Annotated in this window: 20 protein-coding genes and 1 pseudogene; 12 read left to right on the top strand and 9 right to left on the bottom strand. The window is 51.9% G+C overall.

Annotated features, from left to right (window positions below):
• Positions 1–166: 166 nt before the first annotated feature.
• From DMB82_RS16340 to cysM, 8 genes are all read left to right on the top strand, one after another.
• Complete coding sequence (locus DMB82_RS16340; RefSeq protein ID WP_116163184.1) at positions 167–592, top strand: GNAT family acetyltransferase; 426 nt, start codon at positions 167–169, stop codon at positions 590–592.
• A gap of 336 nt (positions 593–928) precedes the next feature.
• On the top strand, positions 929–1,900 hold the full coding sequence (locus DMB82_RS16335) for a TonB family protein (protein WP_116163182.1): 972 nt from the start codon (positions 929–931) through the stop codon (positions 1,898–1,900).
• 70 nt (positions 1,901–1,970) lie between these two features.
• Positions 1,971–4,568: a TonB-dependent receptor plug domain-containing protein gene (locus DMB82_RS16330; protein WP_116163180.1), complete on the top strand. Its 2,598-nt coding sequence runs from the start codon at positions 1,971–1,973 to the stop codon at positions 4,566–4,568.
• 105 nt (positions 4,569–4,673) lie between these two features.
• Positions 4,674–7,448, top strand: coding sequence for a M16 family metallopeptidase (locus DMB82_RS16325; RefSeq protein ID WP_116163202.1), 2,775 nt, complete (start codon positions 4,674–4,676; stop codon positions 7,446–7,448).
• Positions 7,445–9,118: an ABC transporter ATP-binding protein/permease gene (locus DMB82_RS16320; RefSeq protein WP_116163179.1), complete on the top strand. Its 1,674-nt coding sequence runs from the start codon at positions 7,445–7,447 to the stop codon at positions 9,116–9,118. Before DMB82_RS16325 ends, DMB82_RS16320 begins: the two co-directional genes overlap by 4 nt.
• A 187-nt stretch (positions 9,119–9,305) precedes the next feature.
• Positions 9,306–9,917 carry an RpoE-regulated lipoprotein gene (locus DMB82_RS16315; protein ID WP_116163177.1) on the top strand — a complete coding sequence of 204 codons (612 nt, stop codon included), beginning with the start codon at positions 9,306–9,308 and terminating at the stop codon, positions 9,915–9,917.
• 167 nt (positions 9,918–10,084) lie between these two features.
• On the top strand, positions 10,085–10,984 hold the full coding sequence (locus DMB82_RS16310; protein WP_102118221.1) for a Dyp-type peroxidase: 900 nt from the start codon (positions 10,085–10,087) through the stop codon (positions 10,982–10,984).
• Positions 10,985–11,016: 32 nt separating this feature from the next.
• Positions 11,017–11,898, top strand: coding sequence for a cysteine synthase CysM (cysM, locus tag DMB82_RS16305; protein WP_116163175.1), 882 nt, complete (start codon positions 11,017–11,019; stop codon positions 11,896–11,898).
• Between the two features lie 36 nt (positions 11,899–11,934).
• Here cysM and DMB82_RS16300 read toward each other — a convergent pair whose 3' ends face one another.
• On the bottom strand, positions 11,935–13,887 hold the full coding sequence (locus DMB82_RS16300) for a MacB family efflux pump subunit (protein ID WP_116163173.1): 1,953 nt from the start codon (positions 13,885–13,887) through the stop codon (positions 11,935–11,937).
• A gap of 3 nt (positions 13,888–13,890) precedes the next feature.
• Positions 13,891–15,090: an efflux RND transporter periplasmic adaptor subunit gene (locus tag DMB82_RS16295; protein ID WP_116163172.1), complete on the bottom strand. Its 1,200-nt coding sequence runs from the start codon at positions 15,088–15,090 to the stop codon at positions 13,891–13,893.
• Positions 15,091–15,340: 250 nt separating this feature from the next.
• Between DMB82_RS16295 and DMB82_RS16290 the strand changes: the two genes are divergently transcribed.
• Both DMB82_RS16290 and DMB82_RS16285 read left to right on the top strand, forming a co-directional pair.
• A complete protein-coding gene (locus DMB82_RS16290; RefSeq protein ID WP_039283743.1) occupies positions 15,341–16,021 on the top strand; it encodes a response regulator transcription factor in 681 nt (226 codons plus the stop codon).
• Positions 16,021–17,388: an ATP-binding protein gene (locus tag DMB82_RS16285; RefSeq protein ID WP_116163170.1), complete on the top strand. Its 1,368-nt coding sequence runs from the start codon at positions 16,021–16,023 to the stop codon at positions 17,386–17,388. The genes DMB82_RS16290 and DMB82_RS16285 overlap by 1 nt, the downstream gene beginning before the upstream one ends.
• A 65-nt stretch (positions 17,389–17,453) precedes the next feature.
• Here the strand turns inward: DMB82_RS16285 and crr are convergent, their stop codons facing one another.
• The 5 genes from crr to cysZ form a co-directional block, all read right to left on the bottom strand.
• Positions 17,454–17,963 carry a PTS glucose transporter subunit IIA gene (gene crr / locus DMB82_RS16280; protein ID WP_010301392.1) on the bottom strand — a complete coding sequence of 170 codons (510 nt, stop codon included), beginning with the start codon at positions 17,961–17,963 and terminating at the stop codon, positions 17,454–17,456.
• A 148-nt stretch (positions 17,964–18,111) separates the two neighbouring features.
• Positions 18,112–19,839, bottom strand: coding sequence for a phosphoenolpyruvate-protein phosphotransferase PtsI (ptsI, locus tag DMB82_RS16275; RefSeq protein ID WP_102118227.1), 1,728 nt, complete (start codon positions 19,837–19,839; stop codon positions 18,112–18,114).
• Between the two features lie 45 nt (positions 19,840–19,884).
• Positions 19,885–20,142 carry a phosphocarrier protein Hpr gene (gene ptsH, locus DMB82_RS16270; RefSeq protein ID WP_005971891.1) on the bottom strand — a complete coding sequence of 86 codons (258 nt, stop codon included), beginning with the start codon at positions 20,140–20,142 and terminating at the stop codon, positions 19,885–19,887.
• Positions 20,143–20,595: 453 nt separating this feature from the next.
• Complete coding sequence (gene cysK, locus DMB82_RS16265) at positions 20,596–21,564, bottom strand: cysteine synthase A (protein ID WP_102118228.1); 969 nt, start codon at positions 21,562–21,564, stop codon at positions 20,596–20,598.
• A 162-nt stretch (positions 21,565–21,726) separates the two neighbouring features.
• On the bottom strand, positions 21,727–22,554 hold the full coding sequence (gene cysZ / locus DMB82_RS16260; RefSeq protein ID WP_189645163.1) for a sulfate transporter CysZ: 828 nt from the start codon (positions 22,552–22,554) through the stop codon (positions 21,727–21,729).
• Between the two features lie 224 nt (positions 22,555–22,778).
• Here cysZ and zipA point away from each other — a divergent pair, with 224 nt between their 5' ends.
• Both zipA and yjeH read left to right on the top strand, forming a co-directional pair.
• Positions 22,779–23,807, top strand: coding sequence for a cell division protein ZipA (gene zipA, locus DMB82_RS16255; RefSeq protein WP_189338669.1), 1,029 nt, complete (start codon positions 22,779–22,781; stop codon positions 23,805–23,807).
• A 114-nt stretch (positions 23,808–23,921) separates the two neighbouring features.
• The gene (gene yjeH / locus DMB82_RS16250; RefSeq protein ID WP_116163166.1) at positions 23,922–25,163 is read left to right on the top strand and encodes an L-methionine/branched-chain amino acid transporter; all 1,242 of its coding nucleotides are present in this window, start codon (positions 23,922–23,924) and stop codon (positions 25,161–25,163) included.
• A gap of 128 nt (positions 25,164–25,291) precedes the next feature.
• On the opposite strand, the gene DMB82_RS20710 is transcribed toward yjeH, so the two are convergent.
• Positions 25,292–25,687, bottom strand: a complete 396-nt coding sequence (locus DMB82_RS20710) for a hypothetical protein (protein WP_267132200.1) — start codon at positions 25,685–25,687, stop codon at positions 25,292–25,294.
• Positions 25,688–25,735: 48 nt separating this feature from the next.
• Positions 25,736–25,939 (bottom strand): annotated as a pseudogene (locus tag DMB82_RS20705) (ATP-grasp domain-containing protein); the annotation flags it as partial.
• Positions 25,940–25,946 lie beyond the last annotated feature (7 nt).

Below are 25,946 nucleotides of genomic sequence, written 5' to 3'. Positions count from 1 at the left end.
TCCATAGCGCTGGTGGCACAGTAATAAAGGCGGCAGTATACCATCAATAAAATCGATCCCCGGTTACCCGTTGTGTGATTCCTGATGGCGGCACGCAATTTGAGATTGCGTCTGATAAAAATCACGCGATAATCACGATTTACCTTATTGCAAAATGGCGACTGTGATGGAAATCCGCATATTCAGGCAGGATGACTTTGAAGCCGTGATCATCCTCTGGGAGCGCTGCGATTTGCTGCGCCCGTGGAACGATCCTGAAATGGACATCGAACGTAAGCTCAATCACGATCCCGATCTGTTTCTGGTCGCAGAGGTGAACGGCGAAATCGTGGGATCGGTGATGGGCGGTTATGATGGGCACCGCGGGTCTGCGTACTATCTGGGCGTGCACCCTGATTTTCGCGGCCGCGGCATTGCGAATGCGTTGATTAACCGTCTGGAGAAAAAGCTCATTGCCCGTGGCTGCCCGAAAATCCACCTGATGGTGCGTGAAGACAACGATACCGTGATCGGCATGTATGAAAAGCTCGATTATGAGATTGTCGATAGCATCACGCTGGGAAAACGCCTGATTGAAGACAGGGAATATTGATCGCTATTGCGCTGATGCTAAACCGCTATTCCTGCACTGTTTCTCCCCCGAATTACCCCTCTGAGTAAAAAGTGCGCCTCTGTTAGCGCACTTTTTTCATTTAACCTCAATGCGTTACTGTAATTTGTAATGATATTGCATGCAGTTTGTTAGACTTTGTGGGTAACAGTTTTCATTTGTAAAACGATTCTCATTTGTATTATTATTTATTAATGTAGTCCGTTTGGTCTTGACATGTTTTTTTGTGTTCTGATCTTGCTTACATTTTATCGCCTGGAAGATTGTGATTGCACGACTGACACCAGGAAGTTGAAGTTTAAGAGATGGAGTTGGATAGTGAGTCGTGAAAATCTTCAGGAGGCTTTGCTGGGTGCGAACCGCACTGGCCGCAGCGTATTGCTGGGCTCTCATCCTTTTGCTCATTCCTCTCCAACCGCAGCGCTGACCGCCGATGTGCCTAACTGGCGTTCGCTGGCATTCTTTGTTTTGTCCTGCGTAGCGCATGCGGCGCTGGCGCTTTTCTTTCTATTGCACTCTTCCCCGAAAGAGAGCATTGAAGACATGGCGGGAAATGCAGGCGGAAGCATTCAGGTCACGATGATGGCTGCGGCAATGACGCAGCAGGCTGACTCATCCCCTCCTACCGCAGAATCTTCCGATCCTCCCGTTGTGGCGACGCAAACCGTTTCTTTAGAACAACCTATCTCGCCTCCGTTACCAGAACACCCCAACCCGGTTATTAAACAACCCGTCATTGAGCGCAAGCCCGTCACGCCTGTTGCGGAAAAGAAGCCGCCCGTGCGTGAGAGAAAGCAGCCTGAAAAGAAGCCTGAGAACAAGCCAAAAGAACAACAGCAGGTTACGCAGCAGCAGACAGAAAAAAAGAGTGAGTCTCCCGTAGCGACAAGCCAGACCGGCGATGCGCCTTCACCAATGCAAGCCTCTGCTGGTATGCCGGGGAGTGCCGCAACCGCTAAGGCTGGAGAAAGTGATAGCGGTCAGGCTGCGCACGGTGCAGGGAAAAGCAACAGTCAAAATTTCAGAGCGCTGCATCGCCGTGTGAATTATCCCTCTCGGGCAAAAGCGCTGGGTGTGGAAGGAAAGGTGCGCGTCAAATTCGATATTACCGGTAGCGGTACGGTCACTAACGTACAGATTCTGTCTGAAACGCCAGACGGCGTATTTGGCGATGACGTAGTGAAAGACATGGCGCGCTGGCGCTATCGCACGGAGGCACCGGTGGATAATCAGATCGTTTCCATCGTTTTCAAACTGAATGGACACATTCGGGTTGACGACCAGCAATAAATATTACACGTGGAATTTACAATAATATTTTATTTTTCAAATGATTATGCTTATTGGGGATTTTGAATAAATGAATAAGAACGTCTATTTAATGATGCTATTGTCATTATTATCAGGGCCTGCACTCGCACAGCAAAATGATACCTCTGCCGATGAAAATCAGCAGAAAAACAAGGCAGAAACCGAAGAAGAACAGCAGGGTGATTCCTCTTCGGAGAATAGCGAAGATACGATTTTAGTCCGCTCAACCCCGACTAGCCAGTCGATGGGGACGCAGATTCTTAATGCCGAGCAGATTAAAAAGATGCCAACCGGAAACGGGTCGGTAACGGAGTTATTAAAGAATAACCCAGCGGTACAATTCTCGAACACGGCGAATAGCAGCAATACGCCGGGCGAGCTGGCTCCAGAGAACGTCTCGTTCCACGGCGAGAAGTTTTACAACAATAACTTTATGATCGATGGGTTATCGAATAATAGCAATATCAACCCTGGTGCTAATAAGGGAGTGCTAGATGGCGATCCTGATGGTTACAACCCGACAGATTTACCCGCCGGTGGCACACAATCGTTCTGGATTAACTCGGAGCTGATTGAATCGCTGGAAGTGTTTGATAGCAACGTGTCTGCTAAGTACGGTGACTTTACCGGTGGTGTGGTAGATTCCAAGCTCATGGACCCCAAGCTGGATAAAGCCTCCGGCAAGATCTCTTATCGCACCACGCGCGACAGCTGGACCAGTTATCACGTTGATTCTAGCATTAGCGAAGAGTTCTATTCAGGTACTAATCTTTACTACCAGCCGAAGTTTAAGAAGAATTTTTATTCAGCCAGCTTTAATCAGCCGTTGAGCGATAAAGCGGGCTTTATTTTTGCTTATAACCGCCAGCAGTCAGATATTCCCTATTATCAGCAGTATTTACAGACGTGGAAAGATCAGGAGCGGATTAGTGAAACCTACCTGTTAAAAGGTACCTATCTGACGGACAGCGGCGATATTGTTCGCATGACGGGCATGTATTCCCCACATGAATCTAAATACTACAAAAAGAATATAAAGAACGGAGCATTTACTAACACAGGTGGCGGTTATCGCTTCAATATGGAGTGGGATCACAATGCCACTTGGGGGAAAGTGACCAGTCTGGCTGGGTACCAGTTTGAACAAAACAAAATTGAACATGAATCTAACGAGTTTATTACTTGGACCAACAATGCGCCTTCGTTAGGTTTTGTCTCCCCGTCACTTGACTGGCAATCATCAATTAGAAATTCATCGATCGGCGGTTATGGTTCATTCGCTACGGAAAAAAATACCACCACATTCAAGCAGGACTACGAACTCAACCCTGCCTTCTTGCTGGGGATGACCCATCAGGTCGATTTTGGCTGGCAGGCTGACTTTGCGAATGCACAGTATCGTCGTTTTCATGATGCCTATACGAGCAGTGTTACGCCGCGGGCGACTTATATCAATCCCGGCGTTGTGTGCCTACCCGGTGATTCAATGTGTATCCCCGGTGAGCAATTTGCAGGTAACCGTACATTCTTTCCTGCTCGCTCCGTGCAAACTAGCTATAGCAGCTATGCTGCCTATCTACAGGACAGTATGAGCTTCGGGCGTCTGGAAGTAACTCCTGGGGTGCGCGTTACTTATGATGATTTTCTGGAGAATCTGAATTTCGCCCCGCGTTTCGCCGCTTCTTATGATGTCTTCGGCGATCGCTCAACGCGCTTGTTCGGCGGGGCAAATCGCTATTATGCGGCGAATATACTGTCCTATAAGCTGCGTCAGGGTATTGGTTCGAGTGTCCAGCAAAGTCGCACGTCATCGACTGCGCCGTGGACATCCAGTCCAGCAAGAATAATGGGCAACAACTATGATGTTTCTGATTTAAAAACGCCTTATAGCGATGAAGTAACGCTGGGGTTATCACAGCGTGTGATGAATACGGTGTGGACGGCCAAATGGGTCAACCGTCAGGGTAAAGATCAGTTTGGTGCTGAATCAGTGACCGTTGCTGGGCAGCGTTACCGTGTGATGAATAATGACGGCCAGACAGAGGGAAATACATTTTCTCTGGAAGTACAGCCAATCAGTCCGCATCGCTTTAGCTTTGCTGAAGTGAACTGGACATTAGGTGCCGGTATTGCGAAAAATAAAGCTAATTCGATTTTTTACTACGATGATCTGAATAATGACGAACAGCGGGTGATTGTTGACGGTAAGCTGATGTACAGGGGCGAGATGGATGCCATGGACTTCAATACCCCCTGGACTGCCTTCCTGAACGTGGATACTTACTTCCCGGCGATTCGTGTCAACTGGGGACAGCGTGTTGGCTATACCTCCGGCTACAAAGGCTATCTGACTGCGTCATCACAGACGGTGTGTCCTGGCGGTAGCCCTGCCTGTGACGCGGATCCTAGCTTCTCAGGGAGTGTTGCGGAACATGTTTCCACTCAATACAGCGACTTTATCTCCTACGACTGGCGTTTATCCTATTCGCAACCGATGTACAAAAAGCAGACGTTGGACATCACATTGGATGTGCTGAATGTGTTCGATAATGTGGTAGAAACTAGTCAGAAATCGAGTTTCAATACTGCCATTGTCACCTACAAACCCGGCCGTCAGTTCTGGCTTGGTGTCGCTTACACCTGGTAAATCCTATGCCCCGCCATACGTCACATGCTGACGAATGGCGGGGCATTTTGCATTGATGCATTCAGAAATTGCCTTGCAGGCAAAAATAAAAACGAAAAGGTTGTTATGAACTGGAAGAAATGTTGTTGGTTATCGCTAACGGCTGTCGGCCTGATAGCGGGTAGTCTGGTGAGCCAGGCCGAAGAAGTGAAAAGCCCATTGCCGGTCATTAAAGAAGGGACATTGGCGAATGGACTTCGCTATACCCTCGTGCCGCTGGAAGGGCAAAAATCGCGGATAGATGTTCGCCTGATTGTGGATGTCGGTTCGATTGATGAGAAGGACAACGAATCTGGTGTGGCGCATATCGTGGAGCATATGGTGTTCCGCGCCAGCGAGGCATTTCCTCAAGGCGTCAGTACCGAACTGCACAAGCAGGGATGGGTTCGTGGGCAGAGCTATAACGCGGTGACCAACTACGAGCGCACCATGTATATGATGAGCCCGCCGAAAGGGAATCGCGATCTGGGGACGACCTTGCAGGCGCTGAGCCAGATGACGGGCCATGCCAAGCTGCTGCAAAACGATCTCGATGATGAGCGCAAAATTATTCTGGAAGAGTGGCGTGGCAAGCTGGGCGTAGCGGAACGCATGAACCAGCAGCGCGTACAGGCGATTCGCCATGACTCTCGTTATCCTTCCCGCCCAACGATTGGCACGGAAGCGTCGATTAACGACACGCCAGCCAGCGTACTACAGGATTTCTACCAACGCTGGTATCACCCGTCGAATATGCGTTTGATGATCATTGGTGATATCACGCCTGCGGATGCAGAACGCGAAATTCAACGTTATTTTGCATCGCTGCCGAATGTTGCTGTGCCAGTTCGTGATTACTATGAACCGTTACTGAAACCGCGGCTCAACGTTGCGCGTTTGCAGGATAGCCAGAGTGGCAGCAGCCAGGTGTCATTTGTCTACCGTTTCAATGACAAAGATACATTCGGCCAATCCGATTACCGTCATCGTTTACTGACGCAAATCACACTGTCTGCGGTAACACGTCAGGTTCGTCGACAACAAGCGGAACTGCCGCAAGACGCCAGTAGTCTGGTGGTGCGTAAATCGGATATCGGTAAAACGACGGCTGCACTAGGCTTTTTCGCCAATGTGATGCCAGGGGGTCATGACGCTGCTATTTCCGCTGTACTGAAAGAAATTGAGCGTTTCAAACGTTATCCGTTAAACGAACAGGACATCACGGAGATCACATCCGACATTCGTGAAGTCGCGCAGCGGATGAGTACTACCCCTGAAACACGCGAGTTCTCCGATTGGGTTCAGCAGTTGACTATTGTTTGGCAGCAGGATCGCCCTTATGTCGGCAGTCAGCAGCGCGGTAAAGATGCACTGGAAGCGCTGGATACCATCACGGCGGAAGATGTGAACCGCCATTGGCAACGTTGGTTAGCGTCACCTGATACGTTGGTTCAGTTTAGCGTGCCGGGCGCGACGCCTTTCACCTTGCCTAAACCGGATGCGATTCGTAAGTTGCAGGCACAGTGGGCAGCAGCGACGCTGGCACCGCTGCAAGTAGAAAAAGAGAAAGTCATCCCTGAATTGCCTGCCGTAACGCAAAGTGGGAAACGTACGGCGGTGAAGACCTTCGCCGCGCAGAAGGTCGAGCAGTGGCAGTTGAGTAATGGTGACCGCGTAGTATGGCTGCGTGCGCCAGAGGCGGGTAAAAAAGTCTACTTCACAGCCGTGAGCGACGCGGGATATTTATCGACGTCGACCAATCCGTGGCAGGTACTGTTGGCAAGCCAATTAGTCAACCAAAGCGGGCCGGCAACATGGAGCGGTGAAGCGCTTAATAACTGGAAAAAGGAAAAAACGCTGTCGCTGGGCATCAATCAGGAAGCGGATCAATTGACGGTAAGCGGGAATGCGCCAACGGGTCAGTTGGCAAATCTGCTAGCGTTATATCGTGAGCTGAATGTGGCTCCGGGTATCGATCCTGACGTGATGAAAGAGAGTATGATGGGGCTGGCGCGTCAAAAAGCCATTGACGATCAATCGGTTTCAGGAACACAGGCGAGTGACATTACCAAACTGCGTTTTGGTGAGCCAGCCTGGCAGCAGCCTGAAATTGCAGAGCTGAAGCAAATTTCAGCGCCGGCGCTGCTTTCACAGTGGCATAAAGCGGTGTTTGCACCCGTTACCTACTATCTGGTGGCAGATATGCCCGCTGCACAGATTTTGCCGCAGGTTGAACGCTATTTAGCGACGATCCCGCGTCAGTCTACTGGTGACGTGAAATCACATCTGGCTCTGCCGGGTAAGCGTGAAGCAACATCGGCTATCAGTATTGAACCGCGTGCCGATATCCGCGCCTGGAGCTTCACACCGCATGCGTGGACACCACAGGCCGCGGTGCAGGTGAGCGTTGCCCGTAATCTGGCGAATAAATATCTCAAAACCAGCCTGCGTGATGATGCGTTAGGCATTTATCGCATGCGTGTCGACAGCGAACTGGAAGATAAAAGACAGCGTATTGAGACAGAAGTGAGCTTTACCAGCGCGCCTGAACGTGCGCAGGAACTGTGGAAACTGGCTGAGAAAGCCTTTGCTGAACTGCCGAAAAATATCACTCAGCAGGATGTAGACGATCAGAAAGCACAGTTCATTCGTGCGGAAAAAGGGCGTCAGAGCGATCTCATGACGATAGAGCGCCGCCTGCTCCTGAGCTACCGCCACTATAACGACCCACGTTATCTGACTAGCGTAGCCAAACTGGCGGATAGCATCACGCTGGAAGACGTACGGGCGATGTCGGCGAAGCTGTATAACCCGGATAACCGCGTGCTTTACATCACCTTGCCGCAAGAGGTGAAAGAGTGAGGAAGGTTGTCGCTCAATTTGTCGATCTCTGCCGCCCCTTCTGGGGCGGTAAACGCAGCTGGCAGGCATGGCTCCTACTGCTTGTAGCCATTTCGATGGGCGGGATGATCGTCTATCTCAATGTGTTGTTAAACGAGTGGAGTAAGACGTTTTATGATGCGTTAGGCGCATTCGACAGCAGTTTGTTGCTGTCTCTGATGAAAGAATACGGCGTTTACATCCTGCTCTATATCGGGTCGATCGTGTATCAGGAGTGGTTTACCAAACTGCTAATTATCCGCTGGCGTACCGCGTTAACCGCCGAGCTGGTAGATAGCTGGCTGGCGAAGCGGGCATTTTATCGCATGTCGGTTGCGGGCAAGATTGATAACCCAGACCAGCGTATTGCCGAAGATATCAACCTGTTTGTCGATAAAGCCGTTAGTCTGGTCATCGAATTTTTGATCGTGACCGCGCGTTTGTTCTCTTTCGTCGTCATTCTGTGGGGATTATCGGGCGTTCAGCGCTTTACGCTGTTTGGCAAAGAGTGGGTAATCGAAGGTTATCTGGTGTGGATCGCTATTCTGTATACGCTGCTCGGCAGCCTGATTACGCATGTGGTCGGGAAGCGTCTGCATAATATTAATTATGAGAAGCAAAAGGCAGAGGCCGATTTCCGTGCGGCGCTGCTACGTAAGCATGATAACGCCGAGCAAATCGCGCTGTACGGCGGTGAAGCGCAGGAGAAAAGCCATCTTCAGCGGCATTTCTCCGCCATCGTGTCGAACTGGGGGCGTTTTATGAATGCCGAGCGTAATCTGGGCTTCTTCACCACAGGCTATATGCGTGTAAGCCAGATTGTGCCGGTCTTTGCCGCTCTGCCTGCTTTCCTGAGTAAAACGGTAACGCTGGGCGGGCTGATGCAGATTCGCGGGGCGTTTGCGCAGTTGCACGGTGCGCTGAGCTGGTTTATCCATAAGTACAAAGAATTCGTGATTCTTTCTGCCAGTATGGCGCGTCTCAGCCAGTTCAAGGACGAAATCAAACGTCATCAGTCTGAACAGGTCGATGCGCCGGTAGGGCAGGATTTACGTATTGATCAGCTTTCTTTCACCACGCCGCAGGGCTCTCCGCTGCTGCAAAAGGTGGATCTGCGCTGTGAAGCGGGTAGCTGGAGTAAGTTTTCTGGCCGCAGCGGGCTGGGGAAATCCACGCTGCTGCGTACGCTAAATGGTCTGTGGCCGTATTACGATGGCCGCTGGCAATCGCTGGAAGGTCGCAGCTTGCTGTTACCGCAGCAAAGCTATTTGGGGCAGGGTACGCTGGCAGAGATCCTCTGCTATCCGCATCCGCCGCTGGCCGACAGTGAGATGCTGCGTCAGACGCTCGATAGCGTTGGGCTGGGCGCGTGGCGCGATCGTCTGGATGAGCAACTGAACTGGGATCGGGTGTTCTCCGGCGGGGAGCGGCAGCGTGTCGCCTTTGCCCGCGCGCTGATTGCTAAACCCGATACGCTCTATCTGGATGAAGCGACCAGCAATCTGGATCATGACGCCGCCAGACAGCTTTTGGCGCTGGTCAAGCTGGTGTTGCCCGCGTGTACCGTGGTGGCGATTACGCACCAGACGGAGCTGGACGATTTGTTCACGCACCGTTATGACTTAACGGATTTTGCCTCACAGCGCAGTTGATGTTGTTCGCAGGCCTTCCGGTTCTCGGGAGGTCTGCGGTTCTGGTAGGTTTCTTTTCACATGCCACCTATAATCCTTCGCAGGATTATCCCGTCTTTACGGCACTTTTCGTCGCTCGCAGACTCCAACCCCCATCTTACTAAGGGGGCTGATGACGAAAGCCGTTCAATCTTGAGGAGTACATGCCATGAATTTTCGCCCGCTGGGGTTATCGCTGGTGCTGGGTTTACCGCTGTTTCTGACCGGATGCAGCACACTTTCCAATTTCTCCTGGTCCAGCCTGTCGCCGTTTAACTGGTTCGGCAGCTCGTTGGACGTTACCGATGCGGGTGTCGGTGGCATCAATGCCGGTACGCCACTGTCCGAAGGGGCGCTACAGAACGCGCTGGATGGCAGTTATCAACTGCGTAGCGGAATGGGAACGTCCAACGGTCAACTGGTCGCGTTTTATCAGGCGCTGGATGGCAAAGAGGTGAAAATGATCGTCAGCGGCCAGCCGAAGGGCAGCGTGCGCAAAGTTGAGGTCATGGATCCGGCGATTGGCAGCGCAGGTGGCGTAAAAATAGGGGATGTTTTTAGCACTACCTACAGTAAAGCGTTTGAATCCTGCCAGTTAGGGCAAGGTGATGATGCGCAGAGCGTGGAATGTGCCGCGCCGCAGAGTACGCATATCAGCTACGTCTATTCCGGCGAGTGGAGCGGCCCAGAAGGCTTGATGCCGCCCGATGATATCCTGAAAACCTGGAAAGTGAGCAAAATCGTGTGGCACGCGCAGGCGCGAAACTCATCCGTTTTATAAAGGGGGGTCTCGTAACGGGCTAATTTGTTTTTACGCAAGGTTAAAGTCAGGCGGCTTCCGGTATGATACCCGCGCCGCCTGATATCTTTTTCGGCAGCCATATTCGCCATAATTACCGTAGTAAACCATAACAACAAAAGAAAAAACTGACGCTTGAGGAAGCAGAAATGACACCAATTCAAAGCGGTATTTTATTGGAACACCGCCGTTTTGCCATTTTTATGGAAGCGATGATTCAGGGAGAGTTTGATGCTATCCGGCAGGGATGCAAAAAATTCTGTCAGACGTTGCAAGCGTTACAGCAGCAGTATCCTGATGCGGGATTGGGCGCGGTGCTGGCATTTGGCAACGACGTTTGGCGCGATCTGGATTGCAACCACGGCGCAGCGGAGCTGAAACCGTTCACACCGCTGGGTAACGGGCTTGCTCCAGCCACGCAGCGCGATCTACTGATTCACATCCAATCACTCCGTCATGATGTTAATTTCACGCTGGCACAGGCGGCGCTGGCCGCGTTTGGCAGCGCGATCCGTATCGAAGAAGAGACGCACGGTTTCCGTTGGGTGGAAGATCGCGATTTAAGCGGCTTTGTCGACGGCACGGAAAACCCGCAGGGCGATGCCCGTCACGCTGTGGCGATTATCCCTGAGGGCCAGCCGGATGCGGGCGGCAGCTACGTGTTTACCCAGCGTTGGGAACACAATCTGAAGCAGCTACAGCGTTTTAGCGTGGAACAGCAGGAACAGATGATCGGGCGTACCAAGCAGGATAACGAAGAACTGTCTTCCGATGAGCGCCCTGTGACCTCGCATCTTAGCCGCGTAGATTTAAAGGAAGACGGCAAGGGGCTGAAAATTCTGCGCCAGAGCCTGCCTTATGGCACCGCGAGCGGGAAAAATGGACTCTACTTTGTCGCTTACTGCGCACGTTTGCATAACATTGAGCAGCAGTTGCTGAGCATGTTCGGCGATCGTGACGGTAAACGTGACGACATGCTGCGCTTTACGCGTGCCGTCAGCGGCAGCTACTTCTTTGCGCCTTCTCTGGATCAGCTGTTGTCGCTGTGATCGCCGACGTGGGTTTTTTTAGGATTTAATAAGTGACAACGCTTGAGCAGTGTATTGGCAATACCCCGCTGGTGAAATTGCAGCGCATAACACAGGGGTTGAACAGTGAAATCTGGCTGAAGCTGGAAGGGAATAACCCAGCCGGATCGGTAAAAGATCGGGCTGCGCTCTCCATGATTCAGCAGGCGGAGAATCGCGGTGACATCGTCCCCGGTGATCGGCTCATTGAGGCGACCAGCGGGAACACCGGCATTGCGTTGGCGATGATTGCGGCGGTAAAAGGCTACCGGCTGCGTCTGCTGATGCCGGACAACATGAGCGATGAACGCCAGACCGCGATGCGCGCGTATGGTGCGGAACTGGTGTTGGTGAATCGCAAGCTGGGGATGGAAGGGGCGCGGGATCGGGCGAAACAGATGGTGCTGGCGGGAGACGGGAAAACACTCGATCAGTTCAATAACCCAGACAATTCGCTGGCGCACTTTCTGACGACTGGCCCGGAAATCTGGCAGCAGACGGCGGGTAAGCTGACTCATTTTATTTCCAGCATGGGAACGACTGGCACCATTTCCGGCGTCAGCCGTTATCTGAAACAGCAGAACTCGGCAATTTGTACGGTGGGATTACAACCTGCGGAAGGAAGCCACATTCCCGGTATTCGCCGCTGGACGCCAGACTATATGCCAGGGATTTTCCGTGCCGATCTGGTCGATCGCATTCTGGATATGACGCAGGTGGACGCCGAGAATACGCTGCGACAGCTGGCGCGTCAGGAAGGCATCTTCTGTGGTGTCAGTTCCGGTGGTGCGGTTGCCGGTGCGTTGCGGATTGCGGCAGAAAACCCCGGCAGCGTGATTGTGGCAATCGCCTGCGATCGCGGTGATCGCTATCTGTCCACCGGGGTATTTGATTAACGTTACTCGTCATACTTCGAGTTGCATGTGCGTTGGCTATTCCCGCTCCAGCGCGTGAATCGGTTCCATCCGTGCGGCACGGCGGGCGGGGAAAAAGCCGAAGATAATACCGATCAGGCTGGAGCACAGGAACGCGGCAATAATCGAGGAGCTGGAATACATCATCGCGAAATTGCTGCTGAACTGTGCAAACAGTACGCCGATAGCCAGCGACAGCGCCACGCCGATGATGCCGCCGAACAGGCAAACCAGCACCGCTTCGATAAGAAACTGCTGCATGATATCGCTGGTGCGTGCGCCAACCGCCATACGAACGCCGATCTCTCGGGTTCGCTCGGTGACGGAGACCAGCATGATGTTCATCACGCCAATACCGCCGACCAGCAGCGAAATCAGTGCGATCATCGACACCAGCAGCGTGAGCGTGGTGGTGGTTTTCTCGATCATCTGACGAATGCTATCTGTGTTCATGATAAAGAAATCTTTCGTACCGTGCCGCTGCGTCAGCAGTGCAGTGATGCTTTTCTCGGCGACGTTCATATCAATATTGTCTTTCACCCGCACGGTGATGCTTTTCAGGTAGGACTGCCCGACCATGCGCTTCATCACCGTGGTGTACGGCACCCACACGTTCAGGTTTTCATCGCTGCCGAAGCCGCCCTGATTCTTGCTGACGACGCCGATAATCCTTACGGGCAGCGAGCCCAGCAGAATCACTTGCCCAATCGGATCTTCGCCGTGGGGAAAGAGCTTATCGCGCGTGTTTTTGTCAATTACTGCGTCCTGCTTCAGTTCATCGACGCTGCTGCGAGGGAAAAGTACGCCGCGTTGTAGAGTGTAGCCACGTACGGTGAAGAACTGCTCGCCAACCCCGGAAATGCTGGCGGAAACGGCAATGTTGCCGTAGCGCATCGTTACGCTGGTTGAGATAGACGGCGTAACGCTATGCACGTAGGGCTGCTGCGTTAGCGGCTGAATATCGCTGGCTCGCAGCGTTTGTATGGCGCTGGCATCCATGTCGCCGAAGTCTTTGCCGGGGAAGATTTCCAGCGTGCTGGTGCCCATCGAGTTGATGTCGGCCAGCACTTGCTCCTGTGAGCCTTTTCCCAGTGCGACGACCGAGACGACAGACGCAATGCCGATGATGATGCCAAGCATGGTCAGAAAGGTACGCATTCGCTGGGCGTTCATCGCCAGTAGCGCCATTTTAAACGCATCAATAAAGCGATCTTTGAATTGATTCAGGGCGGACGTCGCCGGAGAACTGGCGGCTTCCGTTGACGGCACGACAGCTTCTTCAGGGCGCGTTTGCCGGTCGGCAATCACTTCGCCATCACGCAGTTCGATGATGCGCTGAGCGTGTTCGGCAATCGTCATATCGTGGGTCACGATCACGACGGTATTGCCTTGTCTGTGCAGATCGCGAAGTATGCTCAGAACTTCGTTGCCGCTGTGGGTGTCCAACGCACCGGTTGGTTCATCCGCCAGAATGATGCCGCCGCCGTTCATCAGCGCCCGCGCGATACTCACGCGCTGCTGTTGGCCGCCGGAAAGCTGGCTAGGCCGATAGTGGAGACGATTTTCCAGTCCTAGCCGAGTAAGCAGCTCTGCCGCCCGCTGACGGCGCTCGAGCCGACGTTTGCCTGCATAAATGGCCGGCACTTCAACATTCCCCAGCGCGCTGAGGTCGCCGAGCAGGTGATAGCGCTGGAAAATAAAGCCAAAATGCTCGCGGCGCAGTTCCGCGAGCTGGTCGTTATCCAGTTCGCCAACGGCGCGTCCTGCCACCTGATAATCACCAGCGGACGGTTTATCCAGACAGCCGAGAATATTCATCAGTGTCGATTTTCCCGACCCGGACGCCCCGACGATCGCCACCATCTCTCCCTGATTGATGGTCAGGTTGATGTCCTTGAGGACGGTGACGTCCTGTTCGCCGTTGGAAAAGCAGCGGGTAATGCCGGTTAACTTAAGTAAGGATGTGGACATGTGTTACATCCCCATCGGCGGGCCGGGATGCGTAGACGCGACATCACCGGACGATGGGCTGACAACCACCTGTTCCCCCACGCTGAGTCCCGAACGGATCTGAGTGCGGACGTTATCATTGAGGCCGAGCGTGACGAGACGCGATTCGATCTTCTTGTCCGCATTCACGACCTGCACGTACCACATGCCATCGCGCGAGGTTAACGCCGTCGCTGGAACGACAATGGCATTTTTCACCGAAGACAACAGAATATACACCTGTGCCGTCATGGAAATGCGCAATACGCCATCAGGGTTTTTCACATCGAACAGGCCGTTGTAATAGATTGCGGTACTGGATGATGAACTGGAACTGCTGCTTGAACTGGATGATGTTGTGGTCGAGTCCGTGTTGATGGAGTCTGGCGCAGGCTCAATCGAGCTCAGCGTGGCGTCGTAACGGTTATTCGGTTCGCCCAGAATACTGAACCACACGGGCATGCCGGTTTTCACCTTGACGACGTCGGCCTCTGAGATTTTCACCTTGATGGTCATGGTGTCCAGATTGGCGACTTTGGCGATGGTCGGCGTCGTCTGAATCGCGTTGACCGTTTGCCCAGCTTCAACCGGAATGGCCACCACGCTGCCATCCATCGGTGAACGAATTTGGGTGTATCCCAGATTAACCTTGGCGGTGTTGACGGTAATCTGTGCCTGAATGATTTGGGCGTCCAGCGCGTCGATATTGGCTCGGGTAGCATCCAGCGTCGCTTTTGCGCTGTCGTAGTCGGCTTGTGCCCCAACGCCACGCTTCATCAACATTTGCTGACGCTGCCAGCTTAATTCGTTATTACGCAATTCCGCCAGTTTGGCCGCTCGCTGCGCCTGAATATTTTTTAACGCCGCTTCACCGTTTTTTAGCGTGTCCTGCTGGGTGAGGTCATCAATCTCGGCGATCAATTGCCCTTTTTTCACCTTATCACCGAGTTCGACGTGCAGCGCTTTGATTTGCCCTGAGGCCTGTGCACCGACGCTGACCAGCTTCTGTGCCTCAATTTTACCGTCAGCGAGCACGGTCTGTTCGAGATCCGCAATCTCGGCGGCGGTGGTAAGCGCATTGGGCGTAGGCGATGGCTTGTTGAAAAACAGATGAAGCAGCACGGCAGCGGCGATAAGGCCAAGCGCGATCGTCGTACGGCGTCGTGTAAAAAATCGTGATTGCATCAGGGGAAGTCGTCCTTAATGAATGCATCTGAACGGGAATAAATAACGCAGGTGAGTAATTTACCCCGAGTCCGTAAAGGTAGCGGTAATCTTTGCTGAAAGAAATGGTAAGGATTAAGTAAATCTGGCTGCGAATATTCACGTGAGGCCTGAGAATACAGCATCTATACCTATCATACTTCAAGCTGCATGTGCGTTTCCTTCCCGCAACTCGAATACGTAGGGTATACCCGATTAATGAGGACAGGATATGAATATTTTACTGGTCGATGACGACGTAGAGCTGGGCGATATGCTCTGTGAGTATCTGAATGCGGAAGGGTTTTCGACCTCGCGGGTGCTGACGGGCAAAGAGGGCGTTGATGGCGCGATATCGGGGGATTACACGGCGATGATTCTGGATGTCATGCTGCCCGATATGAGCGGGATTGACGTGCTGCGTCAGATCAGAAAAACCCAGCAGTTGCCCGTCATTATGCTGACCGCGAGAGGCGATAATATCGATAGAGTCATCGGTCTGGAAATGGGTGCAGATGACTATATGCCCAAACCGTGCTATCCGCGTGAGCTGGTGGCGAGACTGCGAGCGGTGCTACGCCGCTATGACGATCAGCCGAGTACAAAACGGGATGAGAGTCTGGCCGCCAGTGGCGATTTGGTGTTGAACCCTGCCACGCGCATCAGTGAATGGCGTGGGAAGCCGTTTGATCTAACGGCGTCTGAGTTTAATTTGCTGGAGCTGCTGTTGCGTTCCCCTGAACGGGTGGTGTCAAAGGATGAGCTGTCCGAAAAATGCCTGGGGCGTCGCCGCGAGGCTTATGACCGCAGCGTGGACGTGCACATCAGCAATATTCGTCAGAAGCTCGGCGTCTTGCCGGGCAACACCATGACGATTGAAACCGTGCGCAGCGTGGGATACCGGATTCGCTGATGATGATGCGTGGAAGGCTCTTTTGGAAAATATTACTGGGGTTCTGGCTAACGTTCCTCGTCATGTCTCAACTGCTGTGGCTGTCTTTTTCCCTGTACGGTGAGCGCCATAAGCCACTGGAAGAAATCGTGGTGTCGCGCATTGCGACGATGCAAACGGAATTGATCGCTGCGGCGCTGCAACACGGTGGTTTGGGGGAACTCAACGATGTGATGTCGCTGCTGCCGCAAAAAGAGCAGAAATACATTTCCGTTACGGCATCGCCGTTGCCGCTGTCGGAACAGGAATTAGTTTCCGCTCCGCAGAACGCGTTGCTCGACGAGGCTTTTGCACCGGAGAAACGTGGCGCGCAGCGTGCCACTGTCGTTATCAAACAGATCAGCGGCCCAACCGGAAAGTGGTATCAGATACGCTATGACGCCGAGCGGCTACGTAGCGAGTTTCGTCCCCCTCGTCCGATCGAATTTCTCAACGTGCCTGTGCCGTTTGTGATCATTGCGGGGGTTGGTGGCCTGTTGTTCAGCTCGGTATTGGCATGGAGTCTGGCACGCCCGCTAAGCCAGATCCGCGCGGGGTTTGATCAGGTTGCGCAGGGCGATCTGAACGTGCGACTGCTACCAGTGATGCATAAGCGTCATGATGAAATCAGCGATGTCGCGCGTGATTTCGATTCGATGGTCGAACGGCTGGACAGCCTGGCCAGCGCGCGTGAACAGTTGCTTCATGATGTCTCGCATGAGCTGCGCTCACCACTGGCGCGTTTGCAGCTCGCTATCGGACTGATAAGACAGAACCCCGACAATATAGAGAGTTCCTTGCAGCGTATTGAACGCGAGGCGCTGCTGATGGATAAGATGATTGGCGAGTTGTTGACGCTGTCGCGCACGGAGCATTCCGGCATTGAGGAAGCCTATTTCGATTTGCTGGGGCTGGTGGCGGCCGTGGTAAACGATACGCGCTATGAAGCGCAGGTCACTGGCGTTGAAATCCTGCTGACGGCGGATGAAAAAGAAGATTACACGATCAAAGGCAATGCGGAGCTGATGCGCAGGGCGGTCGATAATGTGATGCGCAACGCGCTACGTTTTTCTGCTCCCACGCAGCAGGTTTCCGTATCGCTCATCGGCACTGAGCAGGAGTGGATGATTCAGGTCGCCGATCAGGGGCCTGGCGTGGAAAAGAGTAAGCTCTCCAGTATCTTCGATCCTTTCATTCGAGTCGATTCACCGCTATCTGGTAAAGGTTATGGGCTGGGTCTGGCAATTGCCCGCAAAGTTGTGCTGGCGCACGGTGGACATATTGAAGCGGAGAATGGTGAACAGTGCGGTTTAGTGATTCGTCTGTGCGTACCGCGCTGGAAAGCCTGAAACGAAAACGGCACCATCCGGGTGCCGTTTCGTGCAAACGTAGTAAACCATCCGTAGAAGGCGGCTTACTTTTTGATACGGATAACCGGCGTTTCACCGACAACAACCGTACCACTCAGTTTGGTCAATTCCTTGATTTCATCCATGTTGGAAATAACCACTGGCGTCAGAGTAGACTTCGCTTTTTCTTCCAGCAGAGCCAGGTCAAACTCGATAATGAGATCGCCTTTTTTCACGCGCTGGCCTTCTTCGGCGATGCGCTTGAAGCCTTCGCCTTTCAATTCAACGGTATCAATACCAAAGTGCACAAACAGCTCAATACCGCTGTCAGACTCGATGGAAAACGCATGGTTGGTTTCAAATATTTTACCGATGGTGCCGTCTACCGGAGCGACAATCTTGTTGCCCGTTGGTTTGATGGCAATGCCGTCGCCGACAATTTTCTCTGCAAATACGACATCAGGAACATCTTCAATATTGACGATTTCACCGGACAGCGGGGCAATAATTTCGATGCTGCCAGTGTCTTTTTTGTCGTCAGAAACCAGAGATTTCAATTTATCGAACAAACCCATGATTCTCTCCTAAGCATTAATATTGGGCCAGCGTATACCCTAATCTTTCAAGTCGATGTGGCATTGGCGTTCTTCGCTACCCCGACTGCGAATGCATCGCCTGTCGGGGGGCTGATTGCCACCTTGAAATCTATTAGGTAAAGCAGAATCAGCAGAGCGTTTTTTCTTTAATAAAGCGACTCACCAGATTGCTTAACTCTTGTGCTGTCGGTTGAGCGAGTGCTTGCTCCGCCAGCGCCTTCGCATCTTCGTAATTCGCATTACGGATGATTTTCTTGATGCTCGGGATAGAGATCGCACTCATGCTGAATTCGTCCAGCCCCATTCCCAATAACAGTAGTGTAGCACGTTCGTCACCGGCGAGCTCACCACACATCCCTGTCCATTTGCCTTCGGCATGAGACGCGTCAATAACCTGTTTAATCAGGGTCAGGACTGCGGGGGACATCGGATTATAGAGATGAGAAATCAGCTCATTACCGCGATCAACTGCCAGAGTATACTGGGTTAAGTCATTTGTCCCAATACTAAAGAAGTCGACTTCTTTGGCTAAATGTGACGCGATGGCGGCGGCGGCAGGTGTTTCAACCATCACGCCGACTTCAATGCTCTCGTCGAAGGCTTTACCTTCTTCTCTCAGCTGTGCTTTCAGCATCTCCAGTTCGGCTTTCAGCTCACGAACTTCTTCCACGGAAATAATCATCGGGAACATGATACGCAGCTTGCCAAATTTTGATGCGCGCAGAATGGCACGCAGTTGAGCATGCAGGATTTCTTTACGATCCAGACAGATACGGATAGCACGCCAGCCAAGGAACGGGTTCTCTTCCTTCGGCAGGTTCATGTATGGCAGGTCTTTGTCGCCACCGATATCCATGGTACGAACGATAACCGCCTGAGCACCAACGGCTTCGGCAACTGCCTTATACGCCTGGAACTGTTCTTCTTCTGTAGGCAGTGAGTCACGATCCATAAACAGGAATTCGGTACGATACAAGCCGACACCTTCTGCACCGTTACGCTCTGCACCTGCGACATCACGCACGGTACCGATGTTGGCACAGACTTCAACTTGATGACCGTCCAGCGTGATGGCCGGCAGATCTTTCAGCTTGGCCAGCTCATGCTTTTCAGCGTGGTATTGCTGCTGAACCGCTTTTAATTCTTCAATTTTATCCGCGGTCGGATTCTGATAGATCTGGTTGTTCACGGCATCCAGAATCAGATAGTCGCCGTTTTTAACCTGCTGAGTCACATTTGTTGTGCCGACGATCGCAGGCAGTTCCAGCGAACGGGCCATAATGGACGTGTGAGACGTGCGGCCACCGAGGTCGGTGATGAAGCCCAACACTTTGTCCAGATTCAGTTGCGCGGTTTCTGACGGTGTCAGGTCCGTGGCAACCAGAATGACTTCATCCTGAATATCGCCCAGATCGACGATGGTCATATTGAGAATGTTGCGTAGCAAACGCTTCCCGATATCACGCATGTCTGCGGCGCGTTCTTTCAGATATTCATCATCAAGTTCTTCCAGTGCTTTAGCCTGGTTTTCGATGACGGAAAATGCAGCTGCGTCGGCGGAAGCATGCTCATCTTTAATCAGGGCTATGATTTCCTGCTCGAACTCTTCATCTTCCAGCAACATGATGTGGCCTTCGAAGATGGCTTCTTTCTCTGCGCCCAGCGTCTCGCCTGCTTTCTTCTTGATAGCTTCCAACTGTACGGATGCTTTGGAACGGCCAGTCAGAAAACGTTCAATTTCCTGCTCCACCTGATCTGCAGAGATTTTTTTCCGGTTGATGAGAATTTCATCTTCTTTCAGTAACAGTGCCTTACCAAAAGCAATACCCGGTGATACTAATATGCCTGAAATCATAACCCTACCTTACTCGATTCTGGTGTTCACTAAAAAACTCGTCGTTTACTCGAGCTCAGCCATCAGCTTAACCAGGTGTTCAACCGCTTTTTGTTCGTCTTCGCCTTCCGCAGCGATAGTAACCACAGTTCCTTGTGTTAAGCCGAGTGTTTGTAATTTGAACAGGCTCTTAGCGCTAGCGCTCTTGCCGTTAGACGTCACTGTGATTTCAGAGGTGAAGCCTTTGGCTTCTTTGACGAACTGAGCAGCAGGACGGGTGTGCAGGCCATTCGGTGCGGTGATAGTCACTTCTTGCTGGAACATGCTTTTTCCCCAACTTATGGATTAGATTAATGTTGTGGAACTAAAGTTTAGTTGATTCACTGAACTTTAGCCTGTTTGGTTAGCTCCTGATTTATGTTACAGGGGCAGGCCACGATGCGACAAGAAAACCGTCAAACGTATTTCCTGAATAAAATACCATCAAATACCGCAGATTCCGTCACCCATTATCTTAACCTCAGTCGCAAAACGGCGATGTGGGCTATCGTGCGCAGGAAAAAAGCGGTCATGCGCAGGAAAAACATAATGTGATGAGGCGTGGTACTTGCCGGATATTAATTTCACGCATCAAAATAATTGTTCGGTTAAATACTAAACCTGATGTAGAAAAGCAATCCATATGTGGTGGAAAGTTTGAACTGTGCCACAAAAAAGCACCTAAATAGGTGCTTTTTTAACACATTGGTCACTTGTTGTTCGAGTGTGACCGAGGGGCTATTGTTGCAGTTCCTGCTCGGTAAACAGGTCGGCAAAGAGTGCTGTGCTGAGGTAGCGTTCGCCGGAAGAAGGAAGAATAACGACGATAGTTTTATCTTCAAATTCTTTTTCTTTGAGCAAGTTCAGCGCGGCAGCAACGGCTGCACCGGAAGAAATACCCGCCAGAATGCCTTCTTCTTCCATCAAACGGCGCGCGGTGCCGATCGCTTCTTCGTTCGTCACTTTCTCTACACGGTCAATCAGTTTCAGGTCCAGGTTACCTGGAATGAAACCCGCGCCGATGCCCTGAATCTTGTGCGGGCCTGGCTTTAGTTCTTCGCCTGCTAGCGCCTGAGTGATCACCGGTGAGTCGGTAGGTTCAACCGCCACACTGATGATGGCTTTACCTTTGGTGTTCTTGATGTAGCGGCTGACACCCGTCAGCGTACCGCCTGTACCAACGCCAGAGATAAAGACATCAACCTGACCATCGGTATCTTCCCAAATTTCAGGGCCGGTGGTTTTCTCGTGAATTTCTGGGTTAGCGGGGTTGCTGAACTGCTGTAGCAGCAGATAACGCTGCGGATCGCTGGCTACAATCTCTTCGGCTTTGGCGATGGCACCTTTCATGCCTTTCGCGCCTTCGGTCAGCACCAGATTAGCCCCCAGCGCTTTCAGCAGCTTGCGGCGCTCGATGCTCATGGTTTCCGGCATGGTGAGCGTGAGTTTGTAACCGCGAGCGGCGGCGACATAGGCCAGGGCAATCCCTGTGTTTCCGCTGGTAGGTTCAACCAGTTCGATGCCCGGTTTGAGAACGCCACGCTTTTCTGCATCCCAAATCAGGTTGGAGCCGATACGGCATTTTACGCTGAAGCTGGGGTTGCGGGATTCCACTTTAGCCAGAATGCGTCCGTTGCCGATACGGTTCAGGCGAACCAGCGGCGTATGGCCGATTGTGAAAGAATTGTCTTCGTAGATCTTGCTCATAGCCTGTCCTTATAACTGTATGAAATTTTTGCGAACGTAGAGAGAATACCCGTTCACACTTTTCAGTGAAGTAAAGAATTGCTATATCGTTATGTTCTTAAGAAATATCTTTTCATTACAATAGAAAACACTGGCCGTTATCAGCCAGAGCTTGCTGTCTTGTTATGGCGATTTTTTCGGCAGGGTTGCTGACAGATCGCGATAACGATCCACCCACAGCTGCGTTGCACCACATACCGCGACGGGCATGATGACCAGATTCAAAAAAGGCACTAGCGTAAACAGGCTGACCAACGCGCCAAACTGCATATTGGCGACTTTATGGCGACGTAATGCCTGACGCATCGTGGCAAATCCCACTTTGTGGTTATCAAAAGGATAATCGCAATATTGAATCGCCAGCATCCACGCGCTGAACAGGAACCACAGTACCGGAGCGACAGTTTGTCCAATGCCGGGAATGAAATAGAGAAGCAATAGCACAATGGCGCGTGGCAGGTAATACCCCAGCTTTTGGACTTCACGCTTCATGATGCGTGGGACGTCTTTAGCAATGCCGAGTATGCCGCTGTCCGGCAACGTTTGGCCGGTGAGTTTTGCTTCTAACTGCTCGGCTAACAAGCCGTTAAACGGTGCGGCGATAAAACTGGTGATTGTGCTAAATAGGTAGCTGAATATCAGCAAAATGGAGAGCACGGCAAGTGGCCAAATGAGGTAGCTGAGCCATTGCAGCCAGCTCGGAATGTGGCTCATGATCTGCGGAATCCAGTCATTCAACTGGGTAAAAAGCCACCAGAAAGCCCCACCCATCAGTGCGATGTTCATCAGTAAGGGCAGAATAACGAAACGTCGGATGCCTGGCAGTGAGAGCAGGCGCCATCCAGCTAGAAAATAGTGTATGCCGCCGCGAACCTGGCCTGTGGTATTACCGTAAGACGATTTTTCAGAAGATGATGGTTTTTCTGAAGACGATGGTTTTTCTGAAGACATAGTGCCTATAGACTCAGTCATTTGTTTGTTGAGACATCATATCGGGATGATCTTATGCTGACCAGCCCGCATTTGGATGAAAAAACAGCAAAAAAGTGCGTTGTATCTATCTTTATTGTCATAAAGTACCGTGCAGGCTTGCACTTGTGTACTCAGGCAAATAGAGTTAGTAGTATAGGTATTTGCCGTAGTGGCAATGTTTTTTTGGAACAATTGGGATAGCAATGATGCAGGACTTGCGTCTGATATTAATCGTTGTTGGCGCGATCGCTATAATAGCGCTTTTACTGCACGGCTTGTGGACTAGCCGTAAAGAACGCTCGTCCCTTTTTCGTGACCGCCCAGCTAAACGTGTAAAGAAAGCGCGTGATGAAACACCGCTTGACGATGTGGATGAAGGTGTTGGCGACGTTCGCGTGAAGGGGGCTCGTCCGCTGCAGAGTGAGCCTTCATTTGGCAACGCTTCACTTGATAACGCATCATTTGATAATCCTTCATTTAATAACAACAGTGAACGTGAAGACGCTCGTTCAGTGGCGAAATCGCCGTTCGAGCATTTGTCTCCCGCCTCTTCTTACGATCCCCTACTGGATGAAGCGATGCCAGTGGGTTCTCCGCGTGCGCAGGTACGTGGTGATGCTAACCCGCAGGTTGTCGCCCCTAGAGAAACCGCTATTCCCGAACCGAGCATTGGTGCTCTGCGTGAGCCGTTTGCGTATGACGCGTCAGCATCTGCGCCACAGCAGCCTGCCGCACATTCGCTGCATGAAAAAGTTCAGCCGGTGCTTGCACAACCTCAGCAACCTGCTGAGCCAGTTGAACCTGCGGCGGCAAAAGAAGCGGTTTTGGTTCTGCATGTGGTGGCCCATCATGGGGGAGGGATCGGTGGTCAACTGCTGTTACAAAGCCTGCTTCAGGCCGGTTTCCAGTTTGGTGAAATGAACATTTTTCATCGCCATGTGAACCCCGCTGGCGCAGGCCCAGTGTTGTTCAGTCTGGCGAACATGGTTAAGCCTGGTTCGTTTAATGTCGATGCGATGTCCGAATTCTCGACGCCCGGCGTGTCCATTTTCATGATGGTGCCGTCTTATGGCGATGCCAGCCAAAATTTTAAACTGATGTTACAGTCTGCACAGCGTATTGCTGACGATGTTGGCGGTGTGGTGCAGGATGACGAGCGTCGTATGATGACGCCGCAGAAGGTTGAATCCTACAAAGCACGCATTCGTGATGTGCTGAAAGCTAACGCCTGATAGTATAAAGCTTGTGAATTCTGTGGGTGAGAGAAGCCTCCGTTAGTGGAGGCTTTTTTTATTTTTAGATCCGGCAGCGGTGTGGTGTAAAAAAGCAACAAAAGGTGAAACGTAGTGAGTGAAGCAAAAGGATTAAAACAAGAGCTTGGGCTGATTCAGGGCGTGGGGTTGCTGTCTACTTCTTTGCTGGGAACTGGGGTGTTTGCAGTGCCCGCACTGGTTGCACAGTTGGCACAGCAAGACAGCCTATGGGCGTGGCCGATCTTGATCCTGCTTGTTTTTCCTATCGCCATTGGCTTTGCCGCGCTAGGTCAACATTTCCCGAATGCGGGCGGGGCTGCGCACTTTGTTAACCTCGCTTTTGGGCCGCGCATGGCGCGTGTAACCGGCTGGCTATTCCTGTCCGTTATTCCTCTGGGGCTGCCTGCTGCTTTGCAGATTGCCGCCGGATTCTGGCAGGCGGCATTTGGCTGGAGCGATCTGGGGCTACTCTGCGTACAGCTTCTGACGCTGGGTGGTATCTGGCTGCTTGGCCTGCGCAGTGCGGGATCCAGCGCCAATATTCAGATCGTCATTGCGATGCTGGTGGTGGGGCTGGTTGCCGCGATCTGGTGGCAGGGCGATATCACGCCTGCACACATTCCCTGGCCGTCGGTGAGTGAACTGTCGTGGTCTAACACTTTCGGTGCGCTGGCTGTGATGTTCTGGTGCTTCGTCGGCCTTGAAGCCTTTGCCCACATGTCGACGGAGTTTCGGGTGCCGGAGCGGGATTTCCCACGGGCTTTACTCATCGGCATGCTGGTCGCTGGCGCGGTGTATTGGGGATGTACGGTAGCCGTGCTGCATTTTAAGGCTTACGGAGAGGGAATTGCCGCAACGGCCTCACTGCCGAGCATCGTTGTGCAGCTGTTTGGCGAACACGCGCTGTGGATTGCCTGCTTTGTCGGGTATCTGGCCTGCTTTGCCAGCGTGAATATCTATACGCAGGGCTTTGCACGTTTAGTCTGGTCGCAGGCATCGAAAGGAAGTGCTCTGGCGAAGCTGTCCTCAGGGCAAGCGCCGGTGAATGCGCTGTCGGTTGTGGTGGCCTGCTGTCTGGTGTGCTGCCTGTTAATTTACTGGCTTAGGTTGCCGCTGGACATGCTGATTGTGTACGCGAACGGTATCTTCGTTCTGATTTATCTGCTGTGTATGCTGGCGGGGTGGCGTTTGCTGAAAGGGCGCGCCAAAGTGATGGCGGCAATCGGCGGCCTGCTCTGCTGTGCGCTGTTGCTGATGATCGGCTGGAAATCGCTGTATGCGTTAATCATGCTGGCTGTGCTGTGGCTGTTCCTGCCGCGTAAGCATTTCCACTGAGTCGTGTACAGGGGCTTTATGAGGTGATGAAAATTAGTGTGCCGCTACACCATTGGTTAGAAAAGGAGGAATATTTCCTCCCTATTTCGCTTGGGATGTGGCTATCGGGTACCCACATAATCTGCTATTTAGCTTTCGAGGGTGATTAGTCTACTATTTCTCTCCATTTCAACTATAGCCGCTGCATCTTGTTCAAGAATTGCCAAATCAGTATTGAACAACACAACACGGCCATAAGATGTGACAAGATCGGTAGTTTTCTCTATATGGTCGCCAGACTTAACTTTACATGCAGTAAATCCGTAACTTGATAATGGTGAACACATCTCCTCTATATGCACATCCTTTACCATTCCTGAAGCGGATGAACTGAGAAAATATTCAACTGCATACTTCTTCAATGTCGGAGTATTCATGGTTTTCTCTCTAAAATCAGAAGAAGAAATACGAGCCATCAAACCAAGATCAATGAGGGAATGTGAATTACATTCATTCACGAGACGGGGCCCAAGCCCACCATGCATTCTTGCTCCTGACTCAACCAATACGGGGCCATCTGAGGACATGATGACTTCATTGTGGGAGCTACCGTTAACAATCCCGAGTGAGGTCAGGACCTTTTTGACATAGTTAACGAGAGACGAATGTTCAGTTACCGGTTCAGTAATCATCTGCCGATAAATAGGCACTCCATCTACCTGTTCTTTTATATATCTGAATATATTTACGATGAAATGCTCCCCCTCATTGCTTACTGCGTCAACAACATACTCGATCCCTTCG

The sequence above is a fragment of the Pectobacterium aquaticum genome (assembly GCF_003382565.3).
Lineage (GTDB): Bacteria > Pseudomonadota > Gammaproteobacteria > Enterobacterales > Enterobacteriaceae > Pectobacterium > Pectobacterium aquaticum.
Note: the sequence above shows the minus strand (reverse complement) of the source record. Positions and strands in the feature narration are given on the sequence as shown.